The sequence below is a fragment of the Aeromonas lacus genome, from assembly GCF_000764665.1.
Lineage (GTDB): Bacteria > Pseudomonadota > Gammaproteobacteria > Enterobacterales > Aeromonadaceae > Aeromonas > Aeromonas lacus.
On record NZ_JRGM01000054.1, the window covers coordinates 1 to 19,835 of the forward strand.

Consider the following 19,835-nt stretch of genomic DNA (forward strand, 5'->3'; position numbering starts at 1 on the left):
TTCTTATATTGAAGGAGCTGTGGCACAGCGTGTTCAAGCGATAAACCCTATCTGGGGGGATATTAATAAGCGTCAGATAGTTGATGGGCTAATGGATACATGTTTTAAACCGCTCGACCTTACCTTGATTGATTTCGAGTCTGGCCTCAATGTCCCCTTGTTTAATCAGGTGCTCGAAAAGTTTCGCTCAGATTGGCGTGATGTTAAGCGTGATTATAATGCTGTTCAGCTTATGATGCAGCGTCATCATGATTATTTGCTTTACCTTTTGGCAAGCACTGAAGCGCATTTGTATCGAATGTTGATTGGTTCAATTAATTACTTCTATGCCAATATCATTACCTTGATGATGGCATTGCTCCAGAAAGATGAGGACTATTTTGTTCAGCAACTCGATTCAGCAGTCGTGCTGTTGGACCAGTTTTTTTCTGATGCCGAGAAAATCTATGCCGATGTTTTTGAACGGCACGACACAACTTACTTCGTCGGTTTGGATGTATTTAAGTAACATCTTCCAAGGGGCGTGATACTGTTCACGCCCACTTTGTAACTGTATGATACAAAAAGTTTTTCATATCATAGGGAATGCTAATGGCTTCGCTTTCTCTAGCGTCAACCGCCTTTCTGATGCCTGGCAATGTTGCTTGGGCTCCGCTGGCCAAATTGGCTGCACTCCACTTCCAGCAACAAGGACAATGGTATAGCTGCAATTCTGGTGATGCTCGGGTCGTAATCTGGTTTTGGGAGCAGTTGCTTACGGAGACGCGTTGTCAGCATTGGTCGAGCCTTGAACCTGTATCTCTCGAGCAACAGATTGATATGTGGTTAGATGAGTTGCTTCTTCCGTTTCATGAGGATGGCGACACGCCAGTCTATCTCGGTGCTTGCTTTTTTACTGCCCCTGGCGCTTGTGCCGACCTCTATCCTTGGATGAAAACCCTTGATGCTTGCTTTTCCAAACGGCTTGCCGAGCTTCACCTCATTAATCTTGATCTACCTCGCTGGTTGATGAAAGAAGGTGCACAAAGGTGTTTTGACCCGCGTAACCGATTCCTGCTCTCCTGCCCTCTCTCGGCTGCAGGGATTAGCTCTCTCGCAACATGGATTGCCGAGCGTTGGAAACGCGATCAGGAACCTCGACGCAAAGTCTTGGTACTTGACTGCGACAACACCCTTTGGGGTGGCGTGGTCGGTGAAGACGGAGTAAGTGGTCTGCAACTGGGACAAGACGGAGTTGGCAAGTTATATCAATCTTTCCAGGAGGCTGTGCGTTACTGGTACAACCGCGGGGTTTTGCTGGCTCTTTGTTCCAAGAATAGCCCTGACGATGTCTGGCTTGTGTTTGAACAGCATGGTGCGATGAGATTGTCGCGAGCACAAATCGCAGCTTCTGCAATCGGTTGGGGACGCAAATCAGACGGCTTGCGTCAGATCGCAAGCGATCTCAATCTTGGACTTGAGGCACTGGTGTTTTGGGATGACTCTCCTCTGGAGCGAGCCGAAGTTCGCGCTGTTTTACCGCAGGTGGACGTGATTGAGCCGCCACAGGAGATCTGGGATTGGCCCAATAGTCTGCTCTCATACGGTGGTTTTGCCCCGGGGCTGACAAAGGATGACAGCTTGCGCCAGGCTTCCTACCGCGCACTGGCCGAAGGTGAGCGACTGCGTGAGCAAGCCAGAAGTGAAAGCGAGTATCTGCGCCATTTGTCCTTGTGTGCGAATTTTCATCCGCTGGCGCCAGACAATCTTCCCCGGGCAGAACAGCTTGTTAAAAAAACCAATCAGTTTAATCTCTCTTGCTTGCGCCATGACACTCGGACACTCGAGTCGTTGGCTAAAAATGGGGTCTGCGGGTTAGTGTCTTTGCGGGATTGCTTTGCTGATCATGGTTTGGTGGGGATTGTGCTGATCCAGTCTGTCAATTCAACGACTGCTTTTCTCGATACGCTGGCACTGAGTTGCAGAGTTCTGTCGAGAGGTCTGGAATACTGGCTGCTGGATCGTGTCTCGGCTGAACTGCGTGAGGTGGGGATCGAGCGTCTGGTTATTGGCTCGAACCGCTGTGAACGTAATGAACCTGCGCTGACATGGTTGGCATCCCTATCGTTATCCCCCTGTGATAATCCGGATCCCACCCGTTTCTCTCATGAGCATTTCCATAGTCTGGCGCTTGAACAGCTGAATTTGCCTTTTTTGGAGTTTTATCACCATGACTGATCTCTTCACTCTGTTAGAACAGCAGTTTCCTTCTGCAACCGTCACGCGAGGCGACTATCAGTTGGGATTTGGGGCATTTCCGGAATGGGATTCGCTCGGTCATTTTAATTTTCTGTTGCTGGTCGAACAGACTTTCTCAGTACGCTTCGAGCCTGAAGAGCTGGCGACGATGAAGCAACTTCAGGATATTCGTGATGCGCTGTTGCGTCGTGGTCTTGCCCTGTGATTGAGGCTCTATCTCATACTCTGAGCACGCTAGGGATCGCTCGCGGAAGTGCCTTGATGGTTCACTCTGACGCCATGGCTGTAGCCCAGTTTCCTGGTCAGGGTAATGACGCAGGAATGCACGCTTTTTGGATCGGTATACAGGAGTGGCTTGGAGACGAGGGCACTCTGCTGGTGCCGACATTCACGTATAGCTTGACACGCAAGGTATGTTTCGACAGGGCGACGTCTCCCAGTGAAGTGGGTTTGATGACGGAACTGTTTCGCACTCTGCCTGATGTGGGACGTACCCGCGATCCTATCTTCAGCATGGCCGTATGGGGCGCGGGGGGCGACGAGATTGTTGCCGCTGGCGGTCATGACTGTTTTGGTCAAGAGAGCCCCTTTGCATGGTTGGCTGCCCATGATGGTTGGATTGCCGGTTTTGCCTGCCATCCCGATCGTATTACCTTCACCCACTATGTGGAGCAGCAACTTGGTGTCCATTATCGCTTTATGAAGCGCTTTGAGGGTGAAGTCTGCGAGGGTGGTGCTGTGTGCCCATGGTATTGTGACTACTTTGTGCGAAAACTCGAATTGGCCAGCGAGATTGATCTCTCCCGTCTGGTTGACGCTCTTAAAAGTCAAAACAAGTGGCACCAGGGCTTATTTGGCCGGTTACCGGTCTGGGCGGTTCGCTGCGCCGACTTTGCCGGGGTGGCCAAACAACTGATAGCAGAGCATCCTCATGCACTCATTCGGGAGGGGGCATGAAACTGCATCATATCGGGTTGGTGGTGGCCGAGCTTGAGATTGGAGTTCGCTATTGCCGCGAGACCCTCGGGCTGTCACGATTTAGCGAGCCGGTGCTCGATCCTTTGCAGCGGGTACATATCTGTTTTGCATACGATGAGGCAGGAATTTGCTACGAATTGATTGCCCCGGCCGGTGAAGATTGCCCGGTCAGCCAGGCTTTACGTACGCGTCATAACCTGCTTAATCACCTGGCTTATGAAGTGGCAGATATAGCGATGGCTGCCGAACGACTTCGGGGTCAGCGTCACCTTCCTCTAGGACCTAGCCAGCCAGCTATCGCGTTTGGTGGCGCCCAAGTCCAGTTTTTCCTTAGCCCGCTTGGGCACATTGTCGAATTGATTCAGCATACCCATGACTCCTGACACGGATTTTTTACCTGCAGACTGGCAAGACCCGGCGCAGATTGGCCAGGCCATGTATGATCTGGCTGCGCGCCTTTATCCTATCAATCGCAGCCTGACCGGTAATGGCGTGCGAGAAAGCTTGGCATGGTTGTGCCATTGCCTGCCGGAGTTGCAGGTTCACGAAGTGCCGACCGGTACTGAATGTTTTGACTGGCAGGTGCCTGACGAATGGAACGTACGCGAGGCTTACATAGTGGGGCCGGATGGGCGTCGAGTAGTCGATTTTCGCGATCACAACCTGCATCTGGTGGGCTATTCAGAGCCTGTTGATACGATTCTGTCCTTGGAAGAACTGCAGCTGCACCTGCACTCGTTACCGGAGTTGCCTGATGCCATTCCTTATGTCACTTCCTACTACCGGCGTCGGTGGGGCTTTTGCCTGACTCAGAGGGTTCGTGAACAATTGCAGCCAGGACAGTACCGGGTAGTTATCGATGCGACGCTTGCTCCGGGGTCACTGACTTATGCAGATATCTGTTTGGCAGGAGAGAGCAAGCAAGAGATTCTGCTGTCAAGCTATCTCTGCCATCCATCCATGGCCAACAACGAGCTTTCGGGCCCCTTGGTCGGTGTGTTTTTGGTGGCCTGGCTCGCCAGTATGCCGCATCGCCGGTATAGCTATCGCCTCATATTGGTGCCTGAAACACTGGGTGCGATCGTATACCTTTCACGCCATCTGGCCCACCTCAAGTCACAGACGCTGGCAGGGTTTAATCTCTCTTGTCTTGGGGATGAACGTGGTTACTCCTATTTGCCCTCACGCCGTGGTAGCACACTGGCTGACAGAGCCGCATTGCATGCTCTGGCTCACATTGACCCGGGATTTCATCGCTTCAGCTTTCTGGATCGAGGTTCCAATGAGCGTCAGCTGTGCGCTCCCGGGGTTGACCTGCCGATCGCATCGATTATGCGCACCAAATATGGTTGTTACCCTGAGTATCACACCTCGCTTGACGATCTCTCTCTCATAACGCCAGCTGGCTTGGCGGGAGGCTTTATGGCGGTGCGCAGGGCAATTGAATGTATTGAGCTAGATGGACGTTATCGAGTCACGGTGCTTTGCGAACCACAAATGGGCAAGCGCGGTCTCTATCCGGATCTATCGACCCGCTGGTCAGGATGGGTTGTGCGGGACATGATGAACCTGCTTGCTTACAGTGATGGAGAGATGACCCTGTTCGAGATTGCCGAGACGATCCAGATTCCATTCTGGCAAGCCCGCCAGCTGGCAGACATGCTGCTCGACGCGGGCTTGCTCAGTCCGGTCTAGGCGCTTAACAGGGCTGCCAGTTCACCTTCCAGCCAATCGGCTAACCCAAGCCAGTCATGGCGCTCTTGACATGCCAGCAAGGCACCAATGATTCTGGCTGCCTCGCTGTGATGTTCCAGTGGGAGCGCCAGCAATACCTGTTCGAGTAAATCAGGCAGGGTCAGTGCACTCTCCACATGGTGGCCGAGCCGAAAACGGTGGGCGAGGGAGATGCAATTGTGTTTGAGCGTCATGATGCAAAGTCCGGATGATATTCACTACCGAGCAGAGCTGCACCATCTCGGCTGCTGTTCCAGAAATGAACTTCGGGATGGGCCGCCATATAGCGTTCCAGCTCAATCTGATAGGTTGTGAAGTTGGGATTGGTGCTGACCCGTTTCCCATGGCCATCCACGACCCAGCTCAGTGCCTGACTGGCGCTGGGGCCGAGAGCGCCGTCTTGCCAGCCGGCATGGGTCTGGCCACCGGGGAAGGCAAAATCGCAACCAAGCAGGAGTACCTCAGTGCATCCGATTTGTACTGCCAGATCGACGGTCGGATGAATGACACTTCCTCCCTGATGCAGGGTTCCCTTTGGATGTTCCCGAGCCAGCGCTGCATACATTGGACTGGCCGAGTAGGTGGTAAGCCGTGGGCCTGGCCAAGCATTTAGGGTGTCGTATGGCACCATTGGCGCGTAGACAAGAGGGACTGTACCCAACCCTGCCCCTGGCAACCTGTCTGGGGTAATAGCATCATCGATACTGACCACCACATGAGGTGCCAGGCCATAACTGCGTAACGAAACCAGCGCTGTATCGACGCAAATCACCAGCCAGTCTGGATGATGTGCCAGCCAGCCAGCCAGTCTTGGCAGATGTTGTGTCAGGGTGGGTCCACTGGCGATGATCAGTGCGCTGCCATCAGGACGAGAGCCAAATAGAGAGCTCACGTCACCATCGCTTGCCACCAGAGACATATTCTCAGTCAGTCGGCTTAATATCCGTGGCGATGCGGGATCAAAGCGTTGGCGAGTGTACTCAGCCAGTATCTCGCTCATCAAACGTCCACGAATACGACAAGCACTCTCTTCAGCCAGCTCCAGTTCACTGGGTAGAGCGAAGAAGGGCAGGAGTATCTCCTGCTCGTCGCAAGCCATGGTGAGATGCACGCGGGGGTCTTGCAGCCAATCATCCTGTTCAAGCAGTGCCAGTACCAAAGTGAAAAGACTTTGGTTGAGGATGTGGATATGCAGGGTGCGTAGATCGCGGCGTGTCAGTAATGTTCGCTGCAAATCGCCAAGGCCTGTGCCGTAAATGTGTAGAACCGGAGCCATAGGCAGACTGGCTGCTTGCAATTCGGCTTCTGCTACCCGGTTGTGACGACTGGTCAGCTGGATGCCATTGACCAACAGCGTGCTGCTGAGGCCTTCACACAACTCCACCTGCAGATCTCCCAGCTGAGCCACAGTGAGGTGGGCTGCTAGCCGTGGCCAACGCTGTTCGATGATCGCCAGATGGTGGCGCAACAGCTCTTCATTCATCTTCTACAATCCACTCCCAGTTGAGAGGCTGATTGGCGCTCAGATCGCGGTTGACCCGCTTGCCGATGAGTCGATCGTAATCGGCCGGGGGCAGGCCGAGGGCGGGGCGCACCGACCTGATGTGCTCTGCGGCGAGCACCTCGCCAGCTGCCATCTCCCTGACCAGATAGAGGGAGCGGCGAAACGCGCGGTTGCCCTGCTCGCTCTGGGTGAGCTGGTAGTCGGCGACCCCGAGCGCTGCATGGGCGGTATTGACCGAGGCAATCAGTTCGGTGAGTTCAGCCGGTTCCATGGAGAAGGCACAATCCGGCCCCCCATCGGCGCGAGCCAGGGTGAAGTGCTTCTCGATGAGGGTTGCCCCGAGCGCGGTGGCGGCGATGGCCGTGGCCGATCCCAGGGTGTGATCGGAGAGCCCCACCTCGACCCCGAAGCGCTGGCGCAACATGGGGATGGTGCGCAGGTTGTATTCGGCGGCAGGGGCCGGGTAACCGCTGACACAGTGCAGCAGCGCCAGTTGGCCGTTGCCATGCTTGAGCGCCATCTCGACCGCGGCGGTGATCTCGGCCTCGTTGGCCATGCCGCTGGACATGATAAGCGGCTTGCCGGTCTGTGCGGCGTAGCGAATGAGGGGAAGATCCACCAACTCGAAGGAGGCGATCTTGTAGGCCGGGCAGTCGAGGGATTCCAGCAAGTCCACCGCGCTGAAATCGAACGGGCTGCTAAAGACCGCCAGCCCCAGCTCGCGCCCTTTGGCAAACAGCGTCTGGTGCCACTCCCACGGGGTGTGTGCCCACTCATAAAGGTCATAGAGGCTGTGGCCATCCCACAAACCGCCGTGGATCTGAAACTCTGGCCGATCACTTTTGAGGGTGATGGTATCCGGGCGGTAGGTCTGCAGCTTGACGGCGCTGGCCCCTGCTGCTTTGGCGGCGGTCATGATGGCCAGGGCGCGGTCCAGATTGCCATTGTGGTTGGCCGACAGTTCGGCAATCACATAGGGGGCTTGTTCCTGGTTGATGGGGCGATGATCGATCTGCATCTGTGTTCAGATTCCTGTGCCAAGTTGCCAGCCTTGCGGCGCCGGCTGCCAGGGGGCAGGGGGCGCTATCTGCGGTGGCTCGGCAAGATAGAAGGGAAATTGGGAGAAAATTGTCTGCAAGCTATGTGCCAGCTCTTGCCACTCCGCTGGTTGAAGTGGCCGGACGGCCTGCCATGTCAGATGCTGACCGTCCAGAGTCAGGGTGAGCAGTGGTTTTTTATCATGGCGTAATTGCCACTGTTGGCCATCTGGTAACAGTTGATAATCTGATTGTGGCAGCAGCCAGGCGGTGAGGCGATCCAGCCCCAGCCCGTCCACCTGTTGCTGACCGCGGCGGCGGTAGTCGTCTGACTGTTGCTCAAGTCGTTGCAGGGCCTGCATTAGCTGCTCAGGCTCAGCCAGCTCCCTCAAGGTCAGCCGCTCGGCCAGCTGAAAGCGAGCGATCACCTCGTCGTTGAACTGCTGATTGTCGACGATGGGGATCGCCAGGGTCGGCAGGCCGAGGCAGGCTCTCTCCCAGGTCATGCCCCCCGCAGCGCCGATGGCGAAGTCGTGTTGTTGCATCAGCTGCGCCATCTGGTTGCTCTGGCGCAGCAGCGTGAGCGGCAGATCGGACAGTTCGGCAACCCGTTGTTGCAGCTCGGGCCAGAAGGGATTGGCCCCGCCTGCCACCAGGGTCCAGCTAATGGTTTTAGCCCAAGGCAGTCGAGCCAGCGTGTTGAGGGTGACGAGGCTGGCGCCGGCCGGGTCGGCGCCGCCAAAGCAGATGAGGCCATGTTGCCACCGGCTTACCTCTTGTTGGCGCGCAAGCTGGCGATAGGCGGGGCGCAACAGAGCGTAATCGGTGCCCAGCAGCAGTCGACAGTCGGCAGGAGTGAGCGACTGGTAATCGGTATTGCGGCGCAAGGGACCCTGATCCAGCAGCAACTGACCGTAATGAGGGCGATCGGCCAGATCGTCGATCACCAGCAACTGACCACAGTGCATCGCTAGTGTCTGCTCGATCTGCCGATCAATCTTATAGTGGTCACATACCAGCCACTCTGGGTGCAAGATGGGCAAGGGGCCTGCATCGTCCAGACCACAAAGAGCGTGATGTTGGTGGGAGTGCAGCAGTGGCAACAGGTGGGCCGGTAGCTGATGGCAGAGAAAGTGGCACTCGGCGCCAGCCGTTTTCAGCCGATCGGCGATGGCCAGACAGCGCATCAGATGACCCAGGCCGATCGCGGCCCCGGCATCGAGCCGGAAGGCAACCTTAAACGCCATCTTGGGCCAGCACCTGATAAAGCAGTTCGGCCAGATGCCAATCTTCCGGCGTATCGATATCGACCACTCTGTGTCTTGGCAGAATATGGCCGATTCCCTCTCCACCGACGGGGCTGATGCCCTCCAGCCAGGCTGCGCGACTGCCCCAATAGAACTGGCCGGCATCCTGATAGGCAGGCTCCAGATCCTGAGAGCGTTTCGCCATCTGCTCCGGCCAGAAGGGGGTGACCCGGCCCTGCTCATCCATGCGCACGGCGCGCTGGATAGGGAAGCCAAACTCGGCCACCGTATAGACAAATGGTGCCTTGCTTGCGATCAGCCGCTGATAGGCGGCCTTCAGGTCATCGGCCTGGATAAGCGGCACCGTGGCATAGATGCAGCAGTAGTGCTCAGTCTTGATACCTATCTGGTCGAGTCGCTCGATAGTGTCGATCACCACAGGGGTGGTACCGGTGTGATCGTCAGCGAGGCTGGCTGGCCGCAGAAATGGTACTTCCGCACCCAGTTGACGAGCAACCTCGGCAATCTCCTCATCATCGGTGGATACCACCACCTTGCTGAAACAGCCCGATTTTTGCGCCGCCTGGATGGCATAGGCGAGCATGGGCTGGCCACAGAAGGGGCGGATATTCTTGCGTGGAATGCGTTTGCTGCCACCCCGGGCCGGGATAATGGCGATGGCCATGATGGGCTCTCTCTGCTGGATTAATGACTGGCCAAAGCCAGGATAATCGATGACAACTCTTTGATTATTTTTGATATTATACTGGTTTTTCTACTTGTATTATCGATTTTTGCTACGGAATGGCAGCAGAGTGGTCGATAAAAGAGACAGGTCATGAAAAGTGGATGGCGTTTAAGATGAGCTATGGCGTTGAGTTACGCCCGATAGAGCTGTGGGATCTTCCTGCCTTGCGACGTTGGCGCAATAAGGATGAGGTGCGAATGCAGATGGTATCCCAGACGCGTATTTCACCACGGCAACAGCGCCAATGGTTCACCGCTACCCGTGAGCGGCGGGATCAGCTGCACTGGGTGCTCTGGTGCAAGGGCGTGCGAGCGGGTTACGTCAATCTGAAAGGTGAGTGCCAGGGCAAGCTGCAGGGTCAGGCGATTGCCGATGCGGGACTCTATCTGGGCAACTCAAGCGTGCGGCATCCCATGTTGGCCGTTGCTGCTGCCTTATCCCAGCTTGATCAGGGTTTTGATGAGCTGCACATCGGTTGTATCCGCACGCTGGTTCGGGAGAATAATCGCTCGGCCTTGCGCTTGAATGAACAACTGGGTTACCGCCAGGTTGGGCAAGAGAACGGATTTTTTGCATTGGAACTGCTGCCCGCTGATTACTATGCCGCCCGTGAGCGGCTACGGAGATTTTTCAGATGACAATCGCATTGGAACAGGTTTTTGCCGAGGCTCTGGGTATTGATATCGGCAGCATCAGTGATGGGCTGGCCTACAACAGCATCCCGCAGTGGGATTCTGTCGCCCACATGGGGCTGATTGCCCAGCTGGAGGACCACTACGGCGTGTTGCTCGACACCGATGACATTATCGACATGAGCTCGGTCAGCAAGGCGCGGGAGATCCTGGCCAAATACGGGATCGCTTTCTGATGCAAGAGCTGTTGCAAGGCAAGCGGGTGTTGATCACCGGTGCCGGGCGTGGCATCGGCCTTGCTATTGCACGCCAGTTTGCCTCTCAGAGGGCTGAACTGTGGTTGGGAGGCCGTGATGAGGTGGCGATGAGCCAGCTGGCGACCGCGATTGGTACCGAGTTTGGCGTGCCTTGCCAGCCTCTCTGTTTTGATGTGGCTGATCCGTCGGCGGTCAAGCAGGCCTTTCAGCAGTTGTTTGCTCAGACTCGTCAGCTGGATGTGTTGGTCAACAATGCCGGCATGCTGGAAGAGGCGTTATTGGGGATGGCGAATCAGACCCATCTGCAAAAGACCTTTAGCAACAATACCTTTAGCGTGATCTATTGCAGCCAGTATGCCGCCCGCCTGATGCAGCGCTGCGGTGGTGGCAGTATCATCAATCTCGCCTCCCTGATGGGGCAAGTGGGGGCGGCGGGGCTTAGCAGCTATGCCGGCAGCAAGGCGGCGGTGATCGGTATTACCCAGTCACTTGCCAAGGAGCTGGCCGCCAGCCAGATCCGGGTCAATGCTATTGCTCCCGGTTTTATCGATACCGATATGGCTCATGCCATCCCGGAAGAGAAGTTTGCCGAGCGGGTGGCCAGCATCGCGATGGGGCGGATTGGCACGCCAGATGAAGTGGCCAAGGTGGCCCTGTTTCTCGCGTCCGACTTGTCGAGCTATGTGACTGGGCAGGTGATCGGGGTCGATGGGGGGATGGTGATTTGAGTGCGCCCGACTTGCTGAGCCATTTGGTAGAGGAAAATCCAGCACCAGCCTGGCGAGACTCGCAAGAGGGCTGGCTCAGTTATGGTGAGCTGGCCCGGCGTGTGGCGCAGTTGGCCACCACCTATCCTGCCGGTCGTCATTTGGTCTACTTGCCATTTGTTACGTCCACCCGGCATCTGCTGCACTACTTGCTGGCCCTGCGTGATGGCCACGCCATCATGCTGGCCGATCCTGCACAGGATGCCCAGTTGCACCGTGAACAGTGCCAGCGCTTTGGTGTCAGTCTGCGGGTATTGGAGGATGGGGCAGTTGCGTATCTTGGCGATACCCCCTCACTTCACCCTGAGCTTGCCATGCTGCTGCCGACATCTGGCAGTACCGGCTCCTGCAAATGGGTGCGATTGTCGCGAGCCAATCTTGATGCCAATGCCGCGGCCATCGCCGAATATCTGGCGCTGAACGGGGGTGAGCGAGCCATCACCTCGTTGCCACTTTTTTACTCCTTCGGTATGTCGGTGCTCAACAGCCATCTTTTGGCTGGCGCCTCTCTGGTTTCATGCACTGCCAGCCCCCTTGAGCGCCAATTCTGGGATGAGGTAAATTGCCATCAGGTCACCAGCGTGGCGGGAGTTCCGTTTACCTTTCAGATGCTAAACCGCTTGCGTTTTGACTGGGCGCGTTATCCCAGCCTGATGACTCTGACCCAGGCTGGAGGACGACTTGAGCCGGCACTGGCAAAGCAATTTGCCGAGCAGGCCTCCTTGCTGGGACGCCGTTTTTTCGTGATGTATGGCCAGACCGAAGCGGCGCCGCGCATCGCCTGGTTGGCACACGATGAAGTGATGATTGCCCCGGATGCGATCGGCCGTGCCGTACCGGGCGGGCGTCTCTCTCTGCGTCATGAGCCCGGCTTTCCCGACGGGGAGGGGGAGTTGGTCTACGAAGGGCCAAATGTGATGTTTGGTTATGCTGAGTGCCCTGAAGATCTGGCGCGTGGGCGTGATATTGATACGCTCTTTACCGGCGATCTTGCTCGTTGTGATGAGGCGGGCCGATTCTATCTGACCGGGCGGCTCAACCGTTTTTTAAAGTTGTTTGGCAAACGGGTGAGCTTGGCTGAAGTGGAAACCTGGCTGCAGGGGCTGGGCTATTCCTGCGCTGCGACCGGCCGCGATGATCGCCTGCTGGTGGCAATCGAGGCAGACGTGGGCCACAGTGATGCACTACCGCTGGAGCTGGCCCGCTGGCTGATGGTGCCGCCATCAAGCGTGCGTATCTACCGACATCATTTGCCACGACACAGCAATATGAAGATTGATTATCCGGCCCTGTTAACACAACTGGAGCAGCTATGAACAGGCTGTTTGATGCGCCGGTTTTCGGGCTGCCCCAAGAGGAAAAAAGTGGGCTGCTCCTTGCTCGCCTGAATGAATTGACGCAGCGCCATGCACAGGGGTGCCCAGCCTTTGCCAATATTCTGTCGGCTTTTGGCTGGGGTCAGGCTTCGACGTACCAAGAGCTTCCCTATCTGGCCGCACGCCTGTTCAAATTGACCCAGTGGCAGAGCGTGCCACAAGAGGAGGTGTTCAAGGTGCTCACCTCGTCGGGCACTACGGGGACGCCGTCACGGATCGTGCTGGATCGGGATACTGCCGCGTTGCAGAGCAAGGTGCTGGTTAAGATCCTGCAAGAGTTTGTCGGCAAGCAACGGCTGCCCATGCTGCTTGTGGAGCAACCCGCCCTTATTCAAAATCGTAGCGGTTTTTCAGCCCGCGGAGCCGGTGCGCTGGGGCTCTCCTTCCTTGGCCGTGACCATACCTATGCCCTTGATGAACAGATGCGGCCCAACTGGCCGGTCATCGAGGCGTTTTGTGACAAATATGCAGGCCAGCCGGTTCTGTTGTTCGGCTTTACCTTTATGGTGTGGCAATGCTTGCTGGAGCCGCTGCGTGAGCGCGGTCTGCAACTGCCGCTGACGCAGGGCGTGCTTTTTCACAGCGGTGGCTGGAAAAAACTGCAACACCTCGCGGTGGATAATCTGGCCTTCAAGCAGCGCTGCCATGAACAGCTGGGGCTGAGTCGGATCCACAACTTCTATGGCATGGTGGAGCAGGTGGGGTCGGTCTTTGTCGAGTGTGAGCAGGGCCATCTGCATGCCCCCCTCTTCGCCGATCTGCTGGTGCGGGATCCGCTGACCCATCGACCGCTCGGGGTCGGCCAGCCCGGTTTGTTGCAAGTGCTCTCGGCCATTCCCCAAAGTTATCCCGGCCACAGTTTGCTCAGCGAGGATCTCGGGGTGCTGCTGGGGGAGGATGATTGCCCCTGCGGCCGTCGTGGCCGTTATTTCCATGTATCAGGACGTCAGCAAGGCGCCGAGGTGAGGGGATGCAGCGACACTTTCCAGTGATCCGGTCAGATGCAGAAGATGCCATGTGGCAAGAGGGGCCAGAGGTCGCTTTCGCGGCTCCCGTCAGCGGCTGGCAGGGTTTTGTCACTCGCCCGCAGCCAAGCTTTGCGCCCGTCATATGTGACTTTGTGGCTGCGCTCTCTGCACGTCTGCAGCAGGAGGGGCGAGAGAACCCGGATCTGGCCGCTTTTGGTTTTTGGTTGCGGCCGCGCCAGATTGAGGTACAGCGTAAACGCATGGCTGGGCGCGCCGCACTGGGGATGGTTTTTCATCTGGTACCCTCCAACGTGCCGACTGTCGCGTTCTACTCCTGGATCATGGCGCTGCTGATGGGCAATGTGTCGGTAGTAAGGCTGTCATCGCGGATCGACCCGGTGCAAGAGGCCATGCTGACCATCCTGAACGAGCTCTTCTCTCTGCCTGAGTGGCAAGAGATTGCCTCGCGTACCCGTTTTATCCGCTATGACCATGATGAGCACGTTACCGCCTGGCTGTCGGCCCGGTGCCGTCTGCGCATTATCTGGGGGGGCGATGAAACCATCGGCCGGGTACGGGCTATTCCGCTTTCACCCCGCGCTCAGGAAATTGTGTTTCCGGATCGTCGCTCTATGGCGGTATTTGATAGCCAATGGCTCGCCAGCCTGGATGCTGCCGCGTGGCGGCAATTGGTTGCGGCTTTGCAACAAGACTTTACTCGCTTCAATCAGCAAGCCTGCGCCTCGCCCACCACGATTTGCTGGTTGGGCACCCCCGATAGTGTGTTGCGCCGTCGTTTGCTCGAAGCAGTCTTTGCCCCCTTTGCAGACAGCCCAGCCCTGATGATGGAACGCCTCATCAATAGTCAACAAAATGCCGCCCATGATGGCCAGATGCAGCAGGACACCTTTGCTGGCGTCACCTTATTGACTCCCACCGCCTCTTTGCGGCTTGCACACATCGGAGGAGGTACAGTTGCCGAATTTGTTGCCGATACCCTTGATGAGTTGCTGTTACAGCCTTGGGATATGCAGACCTGTGTCTGGGTTGGGTCAGATAAAACGCGGCTTGAGTGTGAGCTACAGCTGTCGCCTTGCTGCCGTATCGATAGGGTGGCAAGTCCGGGACAAGCGCTGGCATTCGAATGGCTCTGGGACGGTATCGATATGCTAGCCGCCTGTAGCCGTCGGCTTGCTCGTATTGAATAGTGGATTCCAGGTCACATAAATCAAGTCATATCAATCAATTAGCTTGGTCAGGCACGGCTCTTGCAGTAAATATTGCCATGAAGGGCAGGAAGGGTTGACAGAGACCGTGCGGTAGCCTTGTCCATTTTCTCCAATTCGCTTCTTTTTTACTCTACTTCTGGATTCTCTATGAAAGTCAGCGTACTGGTGCCGGTGTATAACCTCGGGCGCTTTATCGAGCCCTGTCTGCTTAGTCTGCTGGAACAGCAAACCAATTTCGATTTTGAGGTCATTGCCATTGATGACGGCTCGAGCGATGACTCCTGGGCCATTATGCAGCGGCTGGCGCAGCAGTGGCCGCAACTCAAGGCACTACAGAATTCGCAGAATATGGGGTTGGCCAAGACCCAGAAACGCTTGCTGAGAGAGGCTTGTGGTGAATATATCGCCTATGTCGATGGGGATGATCTGGCTCTGCCTGGCAAGCTGCAGAGCCAGGCAGATTATCTTGATACGCACACTGGCTGCACGCTTTGCTACCACGAGGCGGAGATGTTTGATGATGAAACCGGTGCACGGATCAAACTCTTCACCCGCGATTATTACAATGCTCGCTATCTCGAACCCGTGATGACGCGAGAGGCGCTTATTCGCTTCGGGGTATTCGTCAATGCCAGCTCTATCATGTTCCGCCGTTATGAAGGGATGGAGAGCTCCATCGATGAGGGATGCAAGATCATCCTCGATTATCCCTGGCACATCTTGAACCTCTCCCACAATCCGGGGACGCTGGATTTTATCCCCGAATTATTGGGCCGCTATCGCTTCCATACCCAGAGCTTTGGCGGACAGACCCGCAAATCGGCAGAACGTCGTGAACAGTCGCTGCGCGATCTGCTGCGTGCCTGTGATAACGCTGTTGCGTTTGGGGCGGATCCCGTGGCCATTGCCCAGGGGCGTGCCCATCACTACTACTCAGCTGCGCTCTATTTTCTGCGGCAAGATGACGTCGTGCGCTTCACGCAGCTTATCGAACAGTCAGTTACCGAGGTAGCGAAGCTGGCGCCAGGCTGGTTCTTCGATGAGCGACATCAACTGGCGTGGGCGCAGCGAGCTCATCCAGCTCGGGTCATGCAACAACTGTTTGGAGAGGCGGCATGAGTTATCAGGCAATTGTCATTGGTGCTGGACTTTCCGGTGCTGTTATGGCTGAGCGCATGGCCAGCCAGTTTGGTTGGAAGGTACTTGTGCTTGAGCAGCGCGACCATATCGGTGGCAACTGCTTTGACGAGTATGACGAGCATGGTGTGTTGGTCCATCGCTATGGTCCACACCTCTTCCATACCGACAACAAGGAGGTGTGGGACTACTTGTCGCAGTTTACCGAGTGGCTGCCTTATGAGCATCGTGTGTTGTCACGCATCGACGGGCAGTTGGTGCCGATCCCGTTCAACCTGACCAGCATCGAGCGCTGTTTCCCCGCCGACAAGGCAGCCGCCATGATTGAGGCCCTGCGCACCCGGTTTGGTGATGGAGCCAGAGTACCGATCCTAGAGCTACGCAAAGAGGCGAATCCCCTGCTGGGTGAATTGGCTGACTTCATCTATCAGAAAGCCTTTGTCAACTACACCAGCAAACAGTGGGGGGTTGCGCCAGACCAGATCTCCCCCGAGGTGACGGCGCGAGTGCCCGTGGTGGTGAGTCGGGATGATCGCTACTTCACCGATCCCTGGCAGGCGGTGCCGACTGAAGGTTATACCGCCATGTTTGAGCGCATGCTCGCACACCCGCTGATTGACGTGCGGCTGTCTACCCCCATGGTGCAGCGTGTCAGATTGGATTGGCAGCAGAAGCTGGTGTTGTTAGATGGCGCGCCTTTCGACGGCCCACTGATATATACCGGTATGCTGGATCAGTTGATGCCGGCAGAAGGGAATTGCCTGCCATACCGCTCACTGCGTTTTGAACATCGCCATCTGGCGCAAGAGCAATTTCAGCCTGTCACCACCGTCAATTATCCGAATGAAGAAGCCTTCACGCGGATCACCGAATTCAAGCACTTCAGCGGGCAACAGCATCCCGGCACCAGTATCGTGTACGAATATCCCTGTGACTATAAGCCTGAGCAGGGGTTGGAGCCTTACTACCCGTTGTTTACCGACGCAGCCAAACAGAACTATCAGTCTTGCCGCGATGAATTGGCTCAGTTCCCGCAACTGATTGCTTTGGGCCGCCTTGCCGAGTATCGCTATTTTGATATGGATGATGCGGTGAGCAATGCATTAAATTTTTTCGATCAAATATGCACAGCATACTAACTTTTGGTATTTGATAGATAAATGTTAGCCGGTGGGAAATAAAATGAAACCAATCTGTGTGGTTATCTGTAACTTTAATAAGAAAAATTATGTGCTCGGGGCGATCGAATCAGTACAAAATACAGCGGGTGAACAGGCGGATATTTTTGTTGTAGATAACGCATCAACAGATGACTCTGCAACATTGATCCGTCAATACTATCCTAATATTAGACTTGAAGTATTAAAAGAAAACGTTGGTGGCTCTGGGGGATTTGCTCATGGTATGCGCAAAGCCCAAAAAATGGGGTATCGTTATATTGCGCTACTGGATAATGATGCTGTCGTACTACCAAACACCCTAGTTGGGATGATGGATTTACTGGCTAACCACAACGATATAGGTGTTATCGGACCCGCAATATGTAAAATGGATGATCCGGAGGTGGTACAGGAGGTCGGCTCCAACGTATCTTTAAAGGATGCGACCTTTAGTTTTCACCTTAACTTTGCAGGTGAATCCTATTCCTCGATAGCGATGGAACCGGTGGATTGTGATTATGTGCCCGCTTGTTGTCTGATGACAAAAGCTGAAATCATCGAATTGGTTGGTGTATTTGATGAGGATTTTTTCCTTTATTGGGATGACATTGATTGGTGTGTAAGAGTCAAAGATGCTGGTTGGCGTGTAGTCGCGCAGCCAAGACTACAGGCTTTGCACAAGGGCGGTGGTGCCAATGCGATTAATACATTACCTCGTTACTACTACTGGCGTAATAAGCTGCGTTTCTTCGCAAAGCATCCTGTTCGCTATCCTCCCCATCAGGTGAAACATTATGTGCAGCGTAGCTTGGCGCGTAATATCACCTTCCAGCATTTGAATGCTATGGACGAGCTGCTTGTTGCCATGCAACGTGGTTTACAAGATGCTGCCACCGGTATCGGTGGGCGTTATCGGGGGGGAGCCTTTCCTGATCGCGGTAGTGGCAAGCAAAAGCTGCTGCAGGTCATGGTTCCACCCGGAGTTTACTTGCTAGATGTGAGTGCCGTGACAAAGTCTGATATGTCCGCAGCAAGACAACACAATAGCCTGTGCCGTTTCATTGTCAGTTGTGGTCAATTTAATGTAAAGAGTCACCGTTTTGTGCTGGCTCCGGCATTGTATGAGACCTTGTCGAAGAGCATCCGGGACTGGCCAGAGTGCGTCAACACGGTGCCTCTGTCTAAGTCGACCGCGGCAGTTCGTCTGATCGTGGTTCCTCACCTGTTTGATGTTACCTCAACTGAGGTGGCACATGACGAGCTGCTAACTGATCTATTCTGGAATCTGCTACCACAAACTATCGACGGGGTAACAGCATTGCAGATCGCCACTATGTTGGAGTCGGCACGTCAGTCTGTAGATGCTTTTTTTGCTTCGGAGGCATAATGACGGGGTATGGATCGATTTTAGCTATCTATAACGTGAATCTTAAAACGCGTGGGCACCTGGGCGTTATGCGCAAGGTGCTGGCTCAGGCGCAGGGTTTTAGTCTAAATCACAAACAGGTGCATATGATCTGCGGCGATGGTCCGGACATTGTGCGGCTGGTGTTCGAAGCGGGGAGCAAAGTCCAGAGAGAGCTCATAATCGCTGGGGTAACACCAGGGGATTTCTTTGTGCATGTTGCTGAGTGGATTGCTGGGCAGCAGGTGATGGCACGCTCGTTCGAGTGGGCCTACGTCCGTTACAACCCGATGCATAACGATGAACTAGTACAATTGGCTCGTCGACTGCGCGAGATGGCTGTGCCCTTGTTTATTGAGATGTACACGCTGGAATATCAGAATGAACTGCCAGTATTAGTGGCCAAGACAGATCAGGTATTTTTTCTGCAATTGGCCCCGCTTGTGGCCGGATTCTTTACCCCCAGCCGAGTGGCGCCAGGAGCCACATTGCAAGGTAGACCTCTTTGCAAGATGGGTAACGGGGCCACTTGGGTTGAACCACAAGCGCCAGAGCCAAAGCAGGATATCCGCAAAGCATTCCATCTGCTGGGGGTCGGCTATCTGGCGCGCTGGCATGGTTATGACCGCCTGTTCCCGCTGATACCCAATTTCGTCAAAGCCTACCCGGATGTCGATCTGCAATTGTTCCTTGTCGGTCAGGGGCCTGCATCTGCACAATTAGCGCAACAGGCCCAAGAATTGGGGGTCGCCGAGTATGTGACGTTTACCGGAGCTTTGGAGCCGCAGCTTCTGGCCAATCGTTATGCAAGTGTGCATCTGGGCCTCGGAACATTAGGTTGTCACCGCACAGGGATTACCTATGCAGAGGCGCTAAAGCATCGTGAATTCATGTTTTATGGTCTGCCATTTATTTATAGCCTCCAGGACAGTTTCAGTGACGCTCAACTGGAAGGAGCTTGGCGTCAGTCAGCAGATGAAAGCCCTATCAATTTGATCACTATCTATGAGCAATATATAGCGCAGGTGCAGGATGATCTGTCTGCCCAGTTAGTCAAATATGCTAAGTCCAATTTCACTTGGCAGATGCAAACCAAAAACATTATAAATGAAATTCAGAAGCAGCTGAGTAACGGTAATTTTAAATAAAATCTATTGCCAATAATGAGCCCATTATGCCTGGATTGTTCGGTCATATTAAAAAACACCATACAAATACAGACGAGTTAAGTCGGATTATTCGTATGCAAGAAAAACTATACCCAGTTACTGTTGAGCATGAATATCAGGATGAGAGACTAGCAGCCGTCAGGTGCTTTGCATTCTATGAAAAAAAGACGCATCAAGACGAATCAGGTTGGCTGAACATCTGGGTTGAGGGGTGCATATATAACATGGCAGAGACGGCTCATCATTATC

21 protein-coding genes and 1 pseudogene are annotated in these 19,835 nt (G+C 55.0%); 17 read left to right on the forward strand and 5 right to left on the reverse strand.

Going from position 1 to position 19,835, the window contains the following annotated elements:
• The 6 genes and pseudogenes from LG31_RS0107350 to LG31_RS0107375 form a co-directional block, all read left to right on the forward strand.
• A pseudogene (locus LG31_RS0107350) lies at positions 1 to 508 on the forward strand (6-hydroxymethylpterin diphosphokinase MptE-like protein); the annotation flags it as partial.
• A gap of 83 nt (positions 509 to 591) precedes the next feature.
• Positions 592 to 2,217, forward strand: coding sequence for an HAD-IIIC family phosphatase (locus LG31_RS0107355; RefSeq protein WP_033113836.1), 1,626 nt, complete (start codon positions 592 to 594; stop codon positions 2,215 to 2,217).
• Positions 2,210 to 2,443, forward strand: coding sequence for an acyl carrier protein (locus tag LG31_RS0107360; RefSeq protein WP_033113837.1), 234 nt, complete (start codon positions 2,210 to 2,212; stop codon positions 2,441 to 2,443). Before LG31_RS0107355 ends, LG31_RS0107360 begins: the two co-directional genes overlap by 8 nt.
• Positions 2,440 to 3,195 carry an AAC(3) family N-acetyltransferase gene (locus tag LG31_RS0107365; RefSeq protein WP_033113838.1) on the forward strand — a complete coding sequence of 252 codons (756 nt, stop codon included), beginning with the start codon at positions 2,440 to 2,442 and terminating at the stop codon, positions 3,193 to 3,195. Before LG31_RS0107360 ends, LG31_RS0107365 begins: the two co-directional genes overlap by 4 nt.
• Positions 3,192 to 3,599 (forward strand): VOC family protein, encoded by a 408-nt coding sequence (locus LG31_RS0107370; RefSeq protein WP_033113839.1) that lies wholly within the window; start codon positions 3,192 to 3,194, stop codon positions 3,597 to 3,599. Before LG31_RS0107365 ends, LG31_RS0107370 begins: the two co-directional genes overlap by 4 nt.
• Positions 3,589 to 4,911, forward strand: coding sequence for a DUF4910 domain-containing protein (locus tag LG31_RS0107375; RefSeq protein WP_033113840.1), 1,323 nt, complete (start codon positions 3,589 to 3,591; stop codon positions 4,909 to 4,911). Before LG31_RS0107370 ends, LG31_RS0107375 begins: the two co-directional genes overlap by 11 nt.
• On the opposite strand, the gene LG31_RS0107380 is transcribed toward LG31_RS0107375, so the two are convergent.
• The 5 genes from LG31_RS0107380 to pseF are packed head-to-tail and all read right to left on the reverse strand — an operon-like array spanning position 4,908 to position 9,423.
• Positions 4,908 to 5,144, reverse strand: coding sequence for a hypothetical protein (locus tag LG31_RS0107380; RefSeq protein ID WP_033113841.1), 237 nt, complete (start codon positions 5,142 to 5,144; stop codon positions 4,908 to 4,910). The genes LG31_RS0107375 and LG31_RS0107380 overlap by 4 nt on opposite strands.
• Positions 5,141 to 6,433 carry a motility associated factor glycosyltransferase family protein gene (locus tag LG31_RS20320; protein ID WP_084059564.1) on the reverse strand — a complete coding sequence of 431 codons (1,293 nt, stop codon included), beginning with the start codon at positions 6,431 to 6,433 and terminating at the stop codon, positions 5,141 to 5,143. Before LG31_RS20320 ends, LG31_RS0107380 begins: the two co-directional genes overlap by 4 nt.
• Entirely contained in the window at positions 6,426 to 7,472 is a 1,047-nt protein-coding gene (gene pseI, locus LG31_RS0107390; RefSeq protein WP_033113843.1) for a pseudaminic acid synthase, read from the reverse strand. Before pseI ends, LG31_RS20320 begins: the two co-directional genes overlap by 8 nt.
• 6 nt (positions 7,473 to 7,478) lie before the next feature.
• A complete protein-coding gene (gene pseG, locus LG31_RS0107395; protein WP_033113844.1) occupies positions 7,479 to 8,738 on the reverse strand; it encodes a UDP-2,4-diacetamido-2,4,6-trideoxy-beta-L-altropyranose hydrolase in 1,260 nt (419 codons plus the stop codon).
• Positions 8,728 to 9,423: a pseudaminic acid cytidylyltransferase gene (pseF, locus tag LG31_RS0107400; RefSeq protein WP_033113845.1), complete on the reverse strand. Its 696-nt coding sequence runs from the start codon at positions 9,421 to 9,423 to the stop codon at positions 8,728 to 8,730. The genes pseG and pseF overlap by 11 nt, the downstream gene beginning before the upstream one ends.
• Positions 9,424 to 9,587: 164 nt before the next feature.
• Between pseF and LG31_RS0107405 the strand changes: the two genes are divergently transcribed.
• The 11 genes from LG31_RS0107405 to LG31_RS21595 form a co-directional block, all read left to right on the forward strand.
• Entirely contained in the window at positions 9,588 to 10,124 is a 537-nt protein-coding gene (locus LG31_RS0107405; protein ID WP_033113846.1) for a GNAT family N-acetyltransferase, read from the forward strand.
• Positions 10,121 to 10,354, forward strand: a complete 234-nt coding sequence (locus tag LG31_RS0107410) for an acyl carrier protein (RefSeq protein ID WP_033113847.1) — start codon at positions 10,121 to 10,123, stop codon at positions 10,352 to 10,354. Before LG31_RS0107405 ends, LG31_RS0107410 begins: the two co-directional genes overlap by 4 nt.
• Positions 10,354 to 11,103 (forward strand): SDR family NAD(P)-dependent oxidoreductase, encoded by a 750-nt coding sequence (locus LG31_RS0107415; RefSeq protein ID WP_033113848.1) that lies wholly within the window; start codon positions 10,354 to 10,356, stop codon positions 11,101 to 11,103. Before LG31_RS0107410 ends, LG31_RS0107415 begins: the two co-directional genes overlap by 1 nt.
• A complete protein-coding gene (locus LG31_RS0107420; protein ID WP_084059565.1) occupies positions 11,100 to 12,458 on the forward strand; it encodes an AMP-binding protein in 1,359 nt (452 codons plus the stop codon). The genes LG31_RS0107415 and LG31_RS0107420 overlap by 4 nt, the downstream gene beginning before the upstream one ends.
• Positions 12,455 to 13,510, forward strand: a complete 1,056-nt coding sequence (locus tag LG31_RS0107425; RefSeq protein ID WP_033113849.1) for a LuxE/PaaK family acyltransferase — start codon at positions 12,455 to 12,457, stop codon at positions 13,508 to 13,510. Before LG31_RS0107420 ends, LG31_RS0107425 begins: the two co-directional genes overlap by 4 nt.
• Positions 13,489 to 14,694, forward strand: coding sequence for an acyl-CoA reductase (locus LG31_RS0107430; protein WP_050513426.1), 1,206 nt, complete (start codon positions 13,489 to 13,491; stop codon positions 14,692 to 14,694). Before LG31_RS0107425 ends, LG31_RS0107430 begins: the two co-directional genes overlap by 22 nt.
• A gap of 168 nt (positions 14,695 to 14,862) precedes the next feature.
• Positions 14,863 to 15,834, forward strand: coding sequence for a glycosyltransferase family 2 protein (locus LG31_RS0107435; protein ID WP_033113850.1), 972 nt, complete (start codon positions 14,863 to 14,865; stop codon positions 15,832 to 15,834).
• Positions 15,831 to 16,991 carry a UDP-galactopyranose mutase gene (glf, locus tag LG31_RS0107440; RefSeq protein ID WP_033113851.1) on the forward strand — a complete coding sequence of 387 codons (1,161 nt, stop codon included), beginning with the start codon at positions 15,831 to 15,833 and terminating at the stop codon, positions 16,989 to 16,991. Before LG31_RS0107435 ends, glf begins: the two co-directional genes overlap by 4 nt.
• Before the next feature lie 43 nt (positions 16,992 to 17,034).
• On the forward strand, positions 17,035 to 18,399 hold the full coding sequence (locus LG31_RS20130; protein ID WP_084059567.1) for a glycosyltransferase family 2 protein: 1,365 nt from the start codon (positions 17,035 to 17,037) through the stop codon (positions 18,397 to 18,399).
• Complete coding sequence (locus tag LG31_RS0107450) at positions 18,399 to 19,565, forward strand: glycosyltransferase (protein WP_033113852.1); 1,167 nt, start codon at positions 18,399 to 18,401, stop codon at positions 19,563 to 19,565. Before LG31_RS20130 ends, LG31_RS0107450 begins: the two co-directional genes overlap by 1 nt.
• A gap of 26 nt (positions 19,566 to 19,591) precedes the next feature.
• A partial coding sequence (locus LG31_RS21595; RefSeq protein WP_238567490.1) for a hypothetical protein occupies positions 19,592 to 19,835 on the forward strand: 244 nt, incomplete at its 3' end.

Coding starts and splice junctions, on each gene's coding strand:
- LG31_RS0107370 (WP_033113839.1), top strand. CDS start 3,192: ATGAAACTGCATCATATCGGGTTGGTGGTGGCCGAGCTTGAGATTGGA.
- pseI (WP_033113843.1), bottom strand. CDS start 7,472: ATGCAGATCGATCATCGCCCCATCAACCAGGAACAAGCCCCCTATGTG.
- LG31_RS20130 (WP_084059567.1), top strand. CDS start 17,035: ATGAAACCAATCTGTGTGGTTATCTGTAACTTTAATAAGAAAAATTAT.
- LG31_RS0107375 (WP_033113840.1), top strand. CDS start 3,589: ATGACTCCTGACACGGATTTTTTACCTGCAGACTGGCAAGACCCGGCG.
- LG31_RS0107425 (WP_033113849.1), top strand. CDS start 12,455: ATGAACAGGCTGTTTGATGCGCCGGTTTTCGGGCTGCCCCAAGAGGAA.
- LG31_RS0107360 (WP_033113837.1), top strand. CDS start 2,210: ATGACTGATCTCTTCACTCTGTTAGAACAGCAGTTTCCTTCTGCAACC.
- LG31_RS0107450 (WP_033113852.1), top strand. CDS start 18,399: ATGACGGGGTATGGATCGATTTTAGCTATCTATAACGTGAATCTTAAA.
- LG31_RS0107430 (WP_050513426.1), top strand. CDS start 13,489: ATGCAGCGACACTTTCCAGTGATCCGGTCAGATGCAGAAGATGCCATG.
- pseG (WP_033113844.1), bottom strand. CDS start 8,738: ATGGCGTTTAAGGTTGCCTTCCGGCTCGATGCCGGGGCCGCGATCGGC.
- LG31_RS0107355 (WP_033113836.1), top strand. CDS start 592: ATGGCTTCGCTTTCTCTAGCGTCAACCGCCTTTCTGATGCCTGGCAAT.
- glf (WP_033113851.1), top strand. CDS start 15,831: ATGAGTTATCAGGCAATTGTCATTGGTGCTGGACTTTCCGGTGCTGTT.
- LG31_RS20320 (WP_084059564.1), bottom strand. CDS start 6,433: ATGAATGAAGAGCTGTTGCGCCACCATCTGGCGATCATCGAACAGCGT.
- LG31_RS0107380 (WP_033113841.1), bottom strand. CDS start 5,144: ATGACGCTCAAACACAATTGCATCTCCCTCGCCCACCGTTTTCGGCTC.
- LG31_RS0107405 (WP_033113846.1), top strand. CDS start 9,588: ATGGCGTTTAAGATGAGCTATGGCGTTGAGTTACGCCCGATAGAGCTG.
- LG31_RS0107435 (WP_033113850.1), top strand. CDS start 14,863: ATGAAAGTCAGCGTACTGGTGCCGGTGTATAACCTCGGGCGCTTTATC.
- LG31_RS0107415 (WP_033113848.1), top strand. CDS start 10,354: ATGCAAGAGCTGTTGCAAGGCAAGCGGGTGTTGATCACCGGTGCCGGG.
- pseF (WP_033113845.1), bottom strand. CDS start 9,423: ATGGCCATCGCCATTATCCCGGCCCGGGGTGGCAGCAAACGCATTCCA.
- LG31_RS0107410 (WP_033113847.1), top strand. CDS start 10,121: ATGACAATCGCATTGGAACAGGTTTTTGCCGAGGCTCTGGGTATTGAT.